This is a genomic window from uncultured Roseivirga sp. (assembly GCF_963973945.1).
Classification (GTDB): domain Bacteria; phylum Bacteroidota; class Bacteroidia; order Cytophagales; family Cyclobacteriaceae; genus Roseivirga.
In genome coordinates, this window is sequence record NZ_CAXBBV010000001.1 from 692,353 (window position 1) to 706,488 (window position 14,136).

9 protein-coding genes are annotated in these 14,136 nt (G+C 42.9%); 8 read left to right on the top strand and 1 reads right to left on the bottom strand.

What is annotated here, in order from left to right:
* Position 1: 1 nt before the first annotated feature.
* The 3 genes from AAC026_RS03085 to AAC026_RS03095 are packed head-to-tail and all read left to right on the top strand — an operon-like array spanning position 2 to position 7,873.
* Complete coding sequence (locus tag AAC026_RS03085; RefSeq protein WP_339694951.1) at positions 2-6,934, top strand: Calx-beta domain-containing protein; 6,933 nt, start codon at positions 2-4, stop codon at positions 6,932-6,934.
* 4 nt (positions 6,935-6,938) lie between these two features.
* Positions 6,939-7,220: a type IX secretion system membrane protein PorP/SprF gene (locus AAC026_RS03090; protein WP_339694953.1), complete on the top strand. Its 282-nt coding sequence runs from the start codon at positions 6,939-6,941 to the stop codon at positions 7,218-7,220.
* A 26-nt stretch (positions 7,221-7,246) separates the two neighbouring features.
* Entirely contained in the window at positions 7,247-7,873 is a 627-nt protein-coding gene (locus AAC026_RS03095) for a PorP/SprF family type IX secretion system membrane protein (RefSeq protein ID WP_339694954.1), read from the top strand.
* 28 nt (positions 7,874-7,901) lie between these two features.
* Here the strand turns inward: AAC026_RS03095 and AAC026_RS03100 are convergent, their stop codons facing one another.
* Positions 7,902-8,777 carry an AraC family transcriptional regulator gene (locus AAC026_RS03100; protein WP_339607554.1) on the bottom strand — a complete coding sequence of 292 codons (876 nt, stop codon included), beginning with the start codon at positions 8,775-8,777 and terminating at the stop codon, positions 7,902-7,904.
* Positions 8,778-8,906: 129 nt separating this feature from the next.
* Here AAC026_RS03100 and AAC026_RS03105 point away from each other — a divergent pair, with 129 nt between their 5' ends.
* Genes AAC026_RS03105 through AAC026_RS03125 form a run of 5 tightly spaced genes read left to right on the top strand, consistent with a single transcriptional unit; the run spans position 8,907 to position 14,135 of the window.
* Positions 8,907-10,226: an L-fuconate dehydratase gene (locus AAC026_RS03105; protein WP_339694956.1), complete on the top strand. Its 1,320-nt coding sequence runs from the start codon at positions 8,907-8,909 to the stop codon at positions 10,224-10,226.
* Positions 10,213-10,989 carry a glucose 1-dehydrogenase gene (locus tag AAC026_RS03110; protein ID WP_339694958.1) on the top strand — a complete coding sequence of 259 codons (777 nt, stop codon included), beginning with the start codon at positions 10,213-10,215 and terminating at the stop codon, positions 10,987-10,989. Before AAC026_RS03105 ends, AAC026_RS03110 begins: the two co-directional genes overlap by 14 nt.
* Complete coding sequence (locus AAC026_RS03115) at positions 10,990-11,844, top strand: fumarylacetoacetate hydrolase family protein (protein ID WP_339694960.1); 855 nt, start codon at positions 10,990-10,992, stop codon at positions 11,842-11,844.
* Entirely contained in the window at positions 11,841-12,671 is an 831-nt protein-coding gene (locus tag AAC026_RS03120; RefSeq protein ID WP_339694961.1) for an amidohydrolase family protein, read from the top strand. Before AAC026_RS03115 ends, AAC026_RS03120 begins: the two co-directional genes overlap by 4 nt.
* A gap of 6 nt (positions 12,672-12,677) precedes the next feature.
* A complete protein-coding gene (locus tag AAC026_RS03125; RefSeq protein WP_339694962.1) occupies positions 12,678-14,135 on the top strand; it encodes an alpha-L-fucosidase in 1,458 nt (485 codons plus the stop codon).
* Position 14,136: the final 1 nt, after the last annotated feature.

The window sequence follows — 14,136 nt, forward strand, 5'->3', positions numbered from 1 at the left end:
TTTGAAATTTAATAGAAGTACTCGCCACTTTAGTATTCGGAAACCTATTGTGGGTTTGTTAACTGCTATCTGCCTTATCTTAATCAATGGTGGATATAGCTATACACAAACAGCCGTTGCATTCACCATTCAGAATGATGCGGACATTGTGGAAAACGAAACCGCACCCCTCACTATTAATAATCCATCCACTGGAATTACTTCGGAAGCAACCACAATTCCAAATGTAGCCGTTACAGACGATGCTTTGTTAGCCTGCGGACCTACTGATCAGGTTTTTCCTGGTATCCTTTCTTCTAAGGTTATTGGCGATCCCACCGAGGGACTGGTATCTTCTGCTACCATGCACTTTGGTAGTAGTGCCTCAGGAGCTCGAAGAGGTCGCGTTCAGTTTTTATACACTGCAGCCGAACTTAATGCAGCAGGGTTTATAGGTGGTGGTAAAATTTCATCCCTTTCGTTTATGTACACATTCGCTAGTAATCCAGCAAATACCGTTACTAACCTTACAATGAAAATGGGCTGCACAGGATTGAGCTCTCTGGGGGATGGGCTACCAACTGAAACTGTTCCTGAAGATCGTTGGGATTTTGAAACAGGCCTTACCCAAGTAGGAAGTTATGCAAGTGTTGCTCCCCCCGCAGCATTTATGTTTCCCCCTACTTTTGCCTGGGTAGAATTTCCGATAAATGAACCTGGGATGGATGGATTCTTGTGGGATGGTGTAAGCAATCTACTCGTTGAGTTCTGTACACCTGATTTGCAATCTAACAAACCATTTTTCCTGTCTTCTTCAACAACCGCTAATAATCAAGCATTATATCTTTATGATTTTGCTTCGGGTGATCCTGACGGATGCTCCTATACAGCAGGGAAGAAAAGCGCTATCCGGCCTATCGTGAGAATGGATGTTCGTTCTTCCTTCCCCAATGTGAATCTATCAGTAAGTGCCAATTCAGGAACCGAAGCAGCAGGAACAGCAATCACAGTTACTGCTACTGCCGATGCTGCCGTAACAGGAGATCAAACCGTTGATATAGCCGCGAGCGGCACAGGAATTACGGGTACTGACTACACATTAAGTGCCGGCACAATTACCATTCTTGATGGTGCTACTACAGGAGCTGCCACTTTCACGATACTGGATGATGCAGCTATTGAAGGAGCCGAAACGGCCACTTTAACCATCAGTAACCCTTCGGCTGGAATCACACTTGGTGCTACCACAGCTCGGAATATTTCCATTACAGACAATGACACTGCTGGTTATACATATGCTCATAGTGGTGGAAACACTACAGTATCAGAAACAGGTACGACCGATGGATTTACCATTGTTCTGAATGCACAACCTGCCTCAGATGTAGTAATCGATGTATCCAGCGGAGATACTGGAGAAGCCACCGTCAGTCCGGCCAGCCTTACCTTTACCGCAGCCAACTGGAATACGCCACAAACTATTACGGTCACAGGCGTTGATGATGCCCTTTTGGATGGCACCCGAAATACAGGAATCACTCTTTCCATTAATGATGCTGCGAGCGATGACGCTTTCGATCCATTATCAAACCAAACAGTGATTGTAAGTACCACTGATGATGAGCTCCCAGAAGTAAGCCTCAGTGTTTCCGCGACTTTTGGCACCGAAGCTGCTGGCACAGTCATCACGGTAACCGCTACAGCCACTGGCGCAGTAACAGGCGACCAAACCGTTGATTTAGCTGTTAGCGGAACAGGTATTACAGGCACAGATTATACTTTAAGTGTAGCCACCATTACCATTCTTGATGGTGCTACAACAGGAACTGCCACTTTCACGATCCAAGACGATGCAGCCATAGAAGGAGCCGAAACGGCCACTTTAACCATCAGTAACCCTTCGGCTGGCCTGACCCTAGGAGTGACCACAAGCCGAAATATTTCAATTACGGACAACGATACGGCTGGTTACTCCTATACCCATAGTGGAGGAAATACTACTGTATCAGAAACGGGTACAACCGATGGGTTTACTGTGGTGCTGAGTGCCCAACCTGCCTCAGATGTAGTGATCGATGTATCAAGCGGAGATACAGGCGAAGCTACTGTCAGTCCGGCCAGTCTCACTTTTACCGCAGCCAACTGGAACACACCACAAACTGTTACGGTCACAGGCGTTGACGATGCCCTTTTGGATGGCACCAGAAATACGGGAATCACCCTTTCGATTAACGATGCAACCAGTGATGACGCTTTCGATCCATTATCAAACCAAACGGTGATTGTAAGTACCACTGATGATGAGCTCCCCGAAGTCAACCTTTCTGTATCAGTGGCATTCGGTACTGAAGCAGCAGGAACGGTAATCACCGTGACCGCCACAGCCACTGGCGCAGTAATAGGTGACCAAACCATTGACCTAGCGGCCAGCGGAACTGGAATTACGGGTACAGATTATTCTTTAAGCGCTGGAACTATTACCATATTAAATGGTGCAACCACAGGCACAGCAACCTTTACAATTCTTGATGATGCTGATATTGAAGGTACTGAAACAGCTACTCTAACCATCAGTAATCCTTCAAGTGGACTTAGTCTTGGGGTTACCACAACTCAGAACATTACGATTACTGATAATGAGATTCCAACAGTTAATCTTACTATTAACTCAGCCTCAGTAGGGGAAGCTGGTAATGTTGTTGTGCTTACGGTTACGGCTGATGTAGCTGTTGTGGGAGACCAAACAGTGGATGTGGCAGTTACTGGAGCAGGAGTTACAGGAACAGACTATGCCATCAACTCAGCCACTATTACCATTCTAAATGGGCAGACTAGCGGTGTTTCCAATGTGACATTACAGGATGATAGTTATGTTGAAGGCACCGAGACAGCCACTTTCACCATTAGTAATCCTTCAGCAGGAATAGTCCTTGGTACTACTACATCTCAAAACTTGGACATCTTGGATGATGACGTTGCAGGGTTGACTATTATAGAAAGTGATGGCAATACCACAGTTTCGGAAACTGGTACAACAGATGAGTTTACAGTAAGGTTAAGTAGTCGACCAACCTCTGATGTGATTATCGACATTTCAAGTGGAGATACAGGAGAGGCTACCATAAGCCCCTCTTCGTTAATTTTTACTCAATTCAATTGGAATCTTACTCAAACAGTTACTGTAACTGGGGTTAGTGACGCTGTATTTGATGGTGACCAAAACACTACCATTACACTTTCTGTCAATGATGCAAGCAGTAATGATTTCTTTGATCCAATGGCAGATCAAACCGTAACAGTTACTACCACTGAAGCTCCACCAGCAGTTAACCTTTCAGTAAGTTCAAACACTGGAACAGAAGAAGATGGAACAATAATCACCGTTATCGCCACAGCAGCAAGAGCAGTGGTGGGAGATCAAGCCATTAACCTGGCTGTCAGTGGAACTGGAATTACGGGTGCCGATTATATTTTAAGTGCTGGTTCAATTACTATTCTTAATGGAGAAACTACTGGAACTGTCACTTTTACTATTCAAGACGATGCGTTAGGGGAGGGGAACGAAACAGCCACACTAGCCATTACCAACCCTTCGGGCGGAATACTATTAGGAACGACTAAATCTCAGGATGTAGTGATTACTGATAATGACCCGATTGAAGTAAACCTTTCTGCAAATACCAACTCAGGTTCAGAAATAGGTACGGTCATTACACTTCAGGTAACTTCTGCATTCCCCGTAGTGGGAGACCAAACGGTAGATTTATCTGTGAGCGGAACAGATATTACCTTTACTGATTATGCCTTAATCAATCCTAATATTACAATACTAGATGGACAAACATCGAACACAATATCCTTTACTATTCAGGATGATACTTATGTAGAAGACACAGAAACGGCTACTATTACTATGAGTAATCCTTCAGCAGGACTTGTTTTAGGAGCAACTGCAACTCTGGATATTACCATTATTGACAATGATGTAGCGGGTTTTAATATTACCGAAAGCGATGGTAACACTTCCGTTTCAGAAACAGGTACCACAGATGATTTCTTGGTCAAGCTAGACAGAAGGCCGACTAGCGATGTCGTTATTGATATTTCTAGTGGCGATTTAGGTGAAGCCACTGTAAGTCCTACACAACTGACATTTACTATTAATACTTGGAATACAGCGCAAACAGTAACGGTTACAGGTGTTGATGATAACTTTGTGGATGGAGATCAGAATACTACCATCACACTTTCTATTAATGATGCCAACAGTAACGATCTCTTTGATCCAGTGGCAGACCAAACTCTAACGGTTACCACTATTGATGATGATGCCGTTGGCTTTACGGTTACGCAAAGTGATGGAAATACCGCGGTTTCAGAAACAGGCACTACCGATGAATTTACCGTTGTTCTGAGTGCACAACCTGCTTCGGATGTAATTATTGATATATCGAGTGGAGATACAGGCGAAGCCACAGTAAGCCATGCCAGTCTGACTTTTACCGCAGCGAACTGGAATGCACCACAAACCATTATAGTTACTGGGGTTGATGATGCACTTGTAGATGGAAATCAAAACACTACAGTGACCTTGTCTATTAATGATGCAGGCAGCGATGACTCATTTGATCTGCTGGCTGATCAAACCATTATGGTTACTACTGTTGATGATGATACGCCTGGGTTTACTATTGTTGAAAGTGATGGAAGCACCGAGGTATCAGAAACAGGAACTATCGATAACTTTACAGTTGTACTCAATTCTCAGCCTACATCTGATGTGTTGATTGATGTATCCAGTGGAGATTTAGGTGAAGCCACAGTAAGCCCCACCAGTCTGACTTTTACCACAGCTAATTGGAATACACCTCAAACCATTATAGTTACTGGGGTTGATGATGCACTTGTAGATGGAAATCAAACTACTAATATCACCTTGTCAATTAACGATGGTAGTAGTGACGATTTGTATGATCCTTTAGCTGATCAAGTTGTATCTGTTATTACGACAGATAATGACTTTCCTAAGGTCAACCTTTCAGTAAGTGCCAACGCAGGAACAGAGGCTGCCGGAACAGTCATTACCGTAACCGCCACAGCTTCCGCAGCTGTTACAGGTGACCAAACCGTTGATCTGGCCGTAAGTGGAACTGGAATTACTGGCACGGATTACAGCTTAAGTGCTGCAACAATTACTATCTTAAATGGAGCAACTACTGGCACCGCTACTTTCACTATTCTTGACGATACGGATGTCGAAGGCCCTGAAACCGCTACTCTAACGATAAGTAATCCATCTGCTGGAATAACGCTTGGTGCTACAACAACGCAAAATGTGGTAATAACAGATAATGATTTTGCAGCAAACCCTACTGTGGATTTGAGTCTTTCGGCAAATACAGGAACAGAAGCTGCCGGAACAGTGATCACCGTAACCGCTACAGCATCTGCCGCGGTAACAGGTGATCAAACCATTGATCTTGCTGTCAGCGGAACTGGAATTACAGGAACTGATTACAACTTAAGTGCCACTACAATCACCATCTTAAATGGTGCAACTACTGGCACGGCTACTTTTACTATTCTTGACGATGCTGATATTGAGGGCAATGAAACAGCTACTTTGACTATCAGTAACCCTACTGCCGGAATCGCTTTGGGAGCTACCACAACGCAGAATATCACGATCACCGATAATGATTTCCCCGAAGTCAATCTTTCGGTAAGTCCCAATATTGGAACAGAACAAGATGGAACAATGATAATTGTCACGGCCACAGCTTCAAGTGAAGTAGTGGGAGGGAAAACCGTTGACTTGGGGATTAGTGGAGCTGGCATTACCTCAACCGATTACGCCTTAAGCTCCACTATCCTTACTATTCCTGACGGAGAAACCACTGGCACGGCAATTTTAATGATTGTGGATGATGAGGATATCGAAGGAACAGAAACAGCCACACTAACTATCAGTAATCCTTCGGCTGGAATTGCTTTGGGAACTACAACCACTCAAGATATTATAATCACAGATGATGATTATACTAAGCCTGACCCAACAAATGTAAACACAACAATAATGGCTGCCCCATCAACCTTGGTTGCCGATGGTACTTCCACAAGTATAATTACGGTAATGCTATCGAATGCAAACGGAGATCCATTATCGATTAGTGGAGGAACAGTAATCTTGACTACCTCAGGTAGTGCCTCTTTAAGTGCAGTTGTCGACAATAACGATGGTACTTATACAGCAACTTTAACCAACACTGTTGCCGAAACCGTGACAATAACTGGTCAGGTAGATGGAGAAGACATTACAAACAATGCGCTTGTGATCTTCACCCCAGATTTAACGGACTCAGATGGAGACGGGGTAATAGATAGTGATGAAGACATCAACGGAAATGGAGATTTGACGGATGATGATACCGATGGAGATGGTATTCCTAATTATTTGGACCCAGATGATGACGGTGACGGAGTTCCAACAAAAGATGAGGATGTGAACAAAGATGGAGACCCTACCAATGATGATACTGACGATGACGGAGTACCAAACAACCTAGATGAAGATGATGACGGAGACGGAAAGTCGACCGAAGAAGAGGGTACTGGCGATTCAGACGGAGATGGTACACCTGACTATTTAGACACTGTTGATAAAGTCGAAGCAGGGCAAATTTTAAGTCCAAATGATGATGGCATCAACGATGTTTTCATTCTAGAAGACATTGAGAAATACCCAGAAAATATGGTAAGCATATTCAATCGAAAAGGAAATTTGGTCTTCGAAATTCAAGGCTATAACAATAACGATAAAGCTTGGCGTGGACTCCCTAACACAGGATTCCTAACTAACAGCGACAGAATTGTTCCTAATGGTACTTATTTCTATGTGGTGGATCTTAATGATGGAGAGCGCCCAATAACAGGTTTCCTTGTTCTTAAGCGTTAATCAAATGAGTTTAAAAAGAATATTTGCATCATTGATTATTTCCATTGGGCTTTCGGCAAGCACATATGGACAGCAGCAGATTTTGAATACCCAGTATGTATTCAATCGTCACCTGATCAACCCTGCCTATACTGGAGTTGGAAATACCCTAAAAGCCTCTTTACTATTCAGAAATCAGTGGAAAGGAATCGAAGGAGCTCCAAATACACAGGCTTTTAGTCTTCATTCACCCGTTAATTATGATAATTCATTTTCTCTAGGGGAATTATTATTAGAGATAAAATAGGAGTAACTACTCAAACAGGGGTATATATGACCGCTTCTTATGCTCTTCAGGTAAGCGATGAAACCTTTATTTCCTTTGGCTTACAAGGCGGGGCTTTAACCGACCGAACTAACTTTTCGGAACTTGATGGCTATGCAAATGACCCTTCACTAATTGCTGAAGATCGAACTTACGTTCGCCCTAATTTCGGTGCTGGGATTTATATTTTCGATGATCGATTCCACATCGGGCTATCAGTTCCCAACTTAGCAAATCAAAAGTTCGAGCAGTTCTCCACTCAAGAAGGTTCAGACATCAATCGTTTTTTCTATTTGGATGACGGGTATGTGTTTTTTCTCAACCCTCAATGGACATTAGACCTAAGTACCCTACTTAAAGTTCAACCGGGAGACCCTGTGCAGTTTGATATAAATGCGCTCGTTGGAGTCCGTCAATCCATTTGGTTCGGTACTTCATATCGCTCTTTTGAGTCTTTCGATTTACTCTTCAGGTTGAAAATTGCCAGGGATTATTACTTTTCATATTCATACGACATAGCCACTGGCCCTGTAGCTTTAAGTCGAGTAAACACAGGTTCTCATGAATTCAACCTTCAGTTTGGATTAAGTGAAATCAGTAAAAAAATCAATCGCAGAAATGCTTTCAGAAGATAAATTTTGTACTTTATAAGTCTCATTTAGGCTAAACTGCCTTCCTCTGCTGAATGTATTCCGTAGGCGAAAACTGCATCTTTTTACGAAACTGCCGATTGAAATGTGAGATGTTATTGTAGCCACAATGGTAACTGATTTCGAGGATGCTCATTTGTTTTTCCATCAGCATTTTACAAGCAAAACCAATCCGCACTTCATTCAAAAATTCGGTAAAGGTTCTTTGAGTAGTCTGCTTGAAATACCGGCAAAACGAAGACTTATTCATGCTCACCAAGTCTGCAATATAATTTACCTCAATCCCTTCCTGAAAGTGGTTCATTACATAATCGTAGACCTTTTCTAGTTTGGAACCTTCCGTTTTTTCAAAGTGATTTACAAAGCCAGGGCTGGCAATGGTTTGGGCAGATTTATCTTTAGAAAGCAAACTAAGTACTCTCAAAAAGTGAATCATTCGATCTAAGCTGTTTAAGCTTTCGAGTTCCGAAATCAGAACCTTCACCTCTTTTGTAGTATGTTCTGAAAACTTTAATCCCAATTTGGCCTTTTCAAACAAAACATGGATTTCTCTAAATTCTGGAATATTCGTTAAGGCAGAATTGAGAAATGAAGGGTCGAAATGAATTACGTGCGCTTCGGCCCTGAGCAATGAGCCTTCTTCAAAATACCCTTCGTCATTTTGGTACATATGCGGCAAATTACTGCCCAATAGAATCAGTTCACCCGCCTTAAATCGGTCGATATTATCCCCCACAAAACGAGTTCCTTCACTTTTTACAATGTGTACCAGTTCAAGGGCAGTATGATAATGCCATACTTTAAGAAAATATGGGAAATCATGCTTCGCAATTGCAAAGGAATGATCTGGGGCAGCATGGCGTTTAAGTAATGTTGCTTTCACCGACATTTATTTATCTTCAATAAAGCCAGTAGCTCTATTTGTTGCAAATATAGTGTTAATACTGGAACACCTAAGCGTAGCCAGTATCCAGCATATTGAAGAAATTGCTCTAGATTCAATTGGACTGCCCACAGCATGGAATGTGAGATTATTGGCTACGAGGTAAAAGACATTCGCTTTCCCACCAGCAAAACGTTGGATGGCTCTGATGCTATGAATCCCGACCCCGATTATTCAGCCGCATACCTCATTCTAAAAACCAACATTCCCCAACTTGAAGGCCATGGATTAACCTTTACCATTGGCCGCGGAAATGACATTTGTGTTCAGGCCATTCGGGCTTATATGCCCATGGTTATTGATAAAAAGCTGTCTGAAATCACCTCAAATATGGGCGCCTTTTGGCATACTCTTAATGGCGATAGCCAACTGCGCTGGTTAGGGCCAGAAAAAGGAGTAATGCACATTTCTCTAGGGGCTGTAGTCAATGCCATTTGGGATTTATGGGCGAAGAGAGAAGGCAAACCACTTTGGCAATTGGTCAGCGATATGTCGGCTGAAGAAATCGTCAACTGCATCGACTTTACTTACATTACGGATGCCATTACGCCTCAAGAAGCAGTGGAAATATTAAAGCAGAAGGAGCTCAGCAAAGAGGAGCGCATTGCTCATTTGAAACAAAACGGATACCCAGCCTACACTACCTCTGCGGGCTGGCTAGGTTATTCTGATAAAAAAATTAGACGGCTGTGCCGAGAAGCCATTGCCGAAGGTTGGGCTCATGTGAAGATGAAAGTGGGCAGCAATCTTCAAGACGATATCCGCAGGGCCACCATCATTCGTGAAGAAATTGGTGAAGACCGATTCTTGATGATGGACGCCAACCAAAAATGGGAAGTGAATCAGGCCATTGAATGGATGGATGGGCTTAAGCAATTCAATCCACTTTGGATCGAAGAACCCACCAGCCCAGATGATATTTTAGGACATAAAAGAATCAGAGAAGCCGTTGCACCAATCCGCGTGGCTACGGGAGAACATTGCCAAAACAGAGTAATGTTCAAACAGTTTTTACAAGCCGAAGCCATTGATTATTGCCAGATTGATAGCTGTCGCTTAGGAGGGGTAAACGAAGTGTTGGCTGTGTACTTAATGGCCGCCAAATTTGGCGTAAAAGTTTGCCCTCATGCGGGTGGCGTGGGTCTTTGCGAATACGTTCAGCACTTGTCCATGATCGACTTTATCTGCATTAGCGGAAGTACCGAAGGTCGAGTTATTGAATATGTAGATCACCTCCACGAACACTTCGAATCTCCAGTAATCATTAAAAATGCAGCTTATACCCTACCCAAAGATGCTGGCTATAGCATCACCATGAAAAACGAATCCATCAACACCTATTCCTATCCAAAAGGTAGCTATTGGGTCAAAGAAATGAATTATGAGCAAGTTTAGTCTTCAAGGAAAATACGCCATCATTACTGGGGCAGGTAGCGGAATTGGAAGGGCGATCGCCTTGGTTTTTGCAGAAGCCAAAGCGATCATTCAGGTGCTGGATTTAAATATAGAAGCTGCCAATGAAGTAGTGAATGAAATTAAGGCCACTGGCGGTAATGCTAAAAGCCATGCTTGCGATGTCTCAAATCAAAGCGAAGTAAAAAAGGTAATTGATACCATTGCAGAAAATCATACCATAGATATTCTGGTGAATAATGCTGGCATTGCTCATGTGGGTAATTTGGAAGGCACAACAGAAGCAGATTTAGATCGCATCTACGCTGTCAATGTAAAAGGGGTTTATAATGGTATGTTGGCCTGCGTTCCCTACATGAAAAAATCAGGCGGTGTTATTCTGAACATGGCATCGGTGGCTTCGTCTGTTGGTATTACCGATCGCTTTGCCTATTCAATGAGCAAAGGAGCCGTACTGACCATGACACTTTCTGTAGCCAAAGACTACGTGAAAGAAGGCATTCGTTGCAATTGCATTTCGCCCGGAAGGGTACATACACCATTTGTAGATGGATTCATTGCCAAAAATTACCCAGGAGAAGAAAAAGAAATGTTCGAAAAGCTTTCGGCAACTCAGCCCATTGGTCGAATGGGGCGGCCCGAAGAAATAGCGAACTTAGCCTTGTTCTTATGTTCAGATGAGGCAGGCTTTATAACAGGAACAGACTACCCAATTGACGGGGGATTCATAAAACTCAACACATAAATGAAGTTAATTCGATTTGGAAACACCGGAGAAGAGAAACCCGGAATCATCAATAAAAACGGCCAAAGGCTTGATGTAAGTAAATTCGGTGAAGACTACAATGAGGCATTTTTTGAAAAAGATGGAATCAAAAGATTGATCACATGGCTATCAAAAAATATCGACAACTGTCCAAGAATTTCTGAAAACGAACGTCTTGGCGCTCCTATTTGTAGGCCGTCTAAGATCGTTTGTGTGGGATTAAACTATGCCAAACATGCCCAAGAAAGTGGCGCTCAAGTTCCGTCAGAGCCCGTGCTTTTCTTCAAGTCTACCACCGCCATTTGCGGTCCATACGATGACGTGATTATTCCGAAAGGAAGTCAGAAAACAGATTGGGAAGTAGAGCTAGCCGTGGTCATTGGCAAAAAAGCCTCTTATGTTGAAGAAGAAAATGCCATGGATTATGTGGCAGGCTATGTACTACACAACGACATCAGTGAAAGAGAATTTCAACTAGAAAGACAAGGACAGTGGGTAAAAGGAAAGAGTAATGACACTTTTGCACCACTCGGCCCTTGGTTAACCACACGAGACGAAATAAGTGACCCCAATAACCTTAACCTTTGGTTGAAATTGAATGGCAAAACCATGCAAGAGAGCAATACTTCAGATATGGTGTTTAAAATTCCAGAATTGGTAAGTTATATCAGTCAATTCATGACTTTACTTCCGGGTGATATTATCTCAACAGGAACTCCTTTTGGAGTGGGGCTTGGGCTGAATCCTCAAAAGTATCTTGTTGAAGGAGATGTGATGGAATTGGGCGTTGACGGCCTTGGAGTAGCAAAGCAAAATGTAATAAAATACACATGAAAATCGATGCGCATCAGCACTTTTGGCATTACGACCCAGTCCGAGACTCCTGGATCGATAGTTCTATGTCCGTGTTGATGCGTGATTTTCTTCCGCTTGAGCTAAAAGAAGAAATGGATAGCAACGAAATTCGCGGTTGCGTGGCTGTTCAGGCCGATCAATCCGAGGAAGAAACCAATTTTCTACTTCAATTGGCACAATCCAATTCCTTTATCAAGGGGGTAGTAGGCTGGGTAGATTTACGAGCCGAAAATGCAGAGGATCGCATTTCACACTTCGCTGCAAATAAAAAACTTAAAGGCCTCAGGCACATTGTTCAGGCCGAACCAGACGAGCATTTTATGCTCCAAAATGATTTTAAAAGAGGTATTTCCTTCCTTTCTAAATACGGACTTACCTACGATATTCTGATCTTTCCTAAACACTTGGGTACTGCTCTGGAGCTGGTAAAACAGTTTCCAGAGCAACCCTTTGTTATCGACCACATGGCCAAACCTCAAATCAAAGATCAGCTGTTTTCGCCTTGGAAAGAACAGTTTCAAGAGTTGGCCAAAGCACCCAATGTGTATTGTAAAGCCTCTGGCTTGATCACCGAAGCCAATTGGCACCACTGGAAAATCGAAGATATAAAACCCTATTTGGATATAGCTTTTGAGGCCTTCGGTACAGACCGACTCATGTTTGGCTCCGATTGGCCCGTGTGTAAATTGGCGGGAAACTATACTTCCACTTGTACTATAATGGAAGAGTACCTCAAAGGTTTTTCAGAGGGAGACAAGGCCAAATTCTGGGGGAAGAATGCGGTAAACTTTTACAACTTAAATTGATGAACAATGAAAAAGTCAAGCCTACGATTTGTTCTTACTTTCTTTCTGATGCTTCCTTTTTTAGCGGATGCACAAGAAGAAAAACAGAAGTACTTTCCAGAGACTGACCCTTTGGTTTTAGAAAAGCTGGAGCAATGGCAAGACATTAAATTTGGTTTGTTGATGCACTGGGGAACTTACAGCCAATGGGGCATTGTAGAATCTTGGTCCATTTGTGCCGAAGATGAGCCGTGGTGCAGAAGGCCGCACGACAATTATGAACTGTATAAGCAGGAATACGAAAACCTACAAACGACTTTCAATCCCGTAAACTTCGACCCAAGTAAATGGGCAACTGCGGCCAAGCGCGCAGGAATGAAATACATGGTATTCACCACCAAACACCACGATGGTTTTACCATGTTCGATTCGAAGTTCACCGATTACAAAATCACCGACCCTAAAACTCCCTTTCACACCAATCCAAAAGCCAATATTACCAAAGAGATTTTTGACGCCTTCAGAACTGAAGACTTTATGATTGGCGCCTATTTTTCTAAACCCGATTGGCACTCGCCCTATTATTGGTGGAAGAATTTTGCCACCCCAGATCGAAACGTAAACTACAATGTAAATACCTATCCCGATCGTTGGGAAAAATTCAAAGACTTTACTCATGGCCAAGTAAACGAGCTTATGAGCGGTTATGGTAAAGTCGATATTCTCTGGTTCGATGGCGGTTGGGTGCAGCCCTATACCGATGAGGAAATTCTTGCTTACAAGGTGAAAAAGGATTTTAAACAGGTCAACCTTCAGAATCAGGACATCGACATGCCAAGGTTAGTAGAGGAAGTAAGAGCAAAGCAGCCGGGAACCATTGTTGTTGATAGAGCAGTGGAAGGGCCTTATCAAAACTACATTACCCCAGAAAACCGAATTCCTGAACACATGATTCCTTACCCATGGGAATCGCCAATGATTGCTGGCGGAAGTTGGTCATGGATCAAAAAACCAAACTACATTTCAACCCGAAAAGCAGTACATATGCTGCTAGATATTGTTTCGAAAGGAGGAAATCTATTGCTCAATATTGCCCCTTCTCCCTTAGGTGAATTTGATGAAGGTGCTTATGAATTATTGGAAGGCATTGGCCAATGGATGGACGTAAATAGTGAAGCCATTTATGAAACGCGACCAATCGCACCCTATAAAGAAGGTAAAGTAACCTTGACACAAAATAGACATACCAAAGTTGTTTATGCAGCTTACCTGCCCGAAGAGAACGAAAATCAACCCCCAACCAAAATATGGTTATCCACAATACAACCAGAAAAAGGAACGAAAGTAACCATGTTGGGTTCAAAAGTAAATCTGAAATGGGAGGCGATTGGAAATGGTTTTGAAGTGATTATTCCTGAAAGCCTAAGAAAAAACCCACCGGCTTCAGATGCTTGGGTGCTCAAAATTGAAAAGGTAAAGGACTAGC

Bases quoted from the DNA above. Each gene is read 5' to 3' on its own strand.
- AAC026_RS03090 (WP_339694953.1), top strand. From the start codon at position 6,939: ATGAGTTTAAAAAGAATATTTGCATCATTGATTATTTCCATTGGGCTT.
- AAC026_RS03105 (WP_339694956.1), top strand. From the start codon at position 8,907: ATGGAATGTGAGATTATTGGCTACGAGGTAAAAGACATTCGCTTTCCC.
- AAC026_RS03095 (WP_339694954.1), top strand. From the start codon at position 7,247: ATGACCGCTTCTTATGCTCTTCAGGTAAGCGATGAAACCTTTATTTCC.
- AAC026_RS03120 (WP_339694961.1), top strand. From the start codon at position 11,841: ATGAAAATCGATGCGCATCAGCACTTTTGGCATTACGACCCAGTCCGA.
- AAC026_RS03125 (WP_339694962.1), top strand. From the start codon at position 12,678: ATGAAAAAGTCAAGCCTACGATTTGTTCTTACTTTCTTTCTGATGCTT.
- AAC026_RS03100 (WP_339607554.1), bottom strand. From the start codon at position 8,777: ATGTCGGTGAAAGCAACATTACTTAAACGCCATGCTGCCCCAGATCAT.
- AAC026_RS03110 (WP_339694958.1), top strand. From the start codon at position 10,213: ATGAGCAAGTTTAGTCTTCAAGGAAAATACGCCATCATTACTGGGGCA.
- AAC026_RS03115 (WP_339694960.1), top strand. From the start codon at position 10,990: ATGAAGTTAATTCGATTTGGAAACACCGGAGAAGAGAAACCCGGAATC.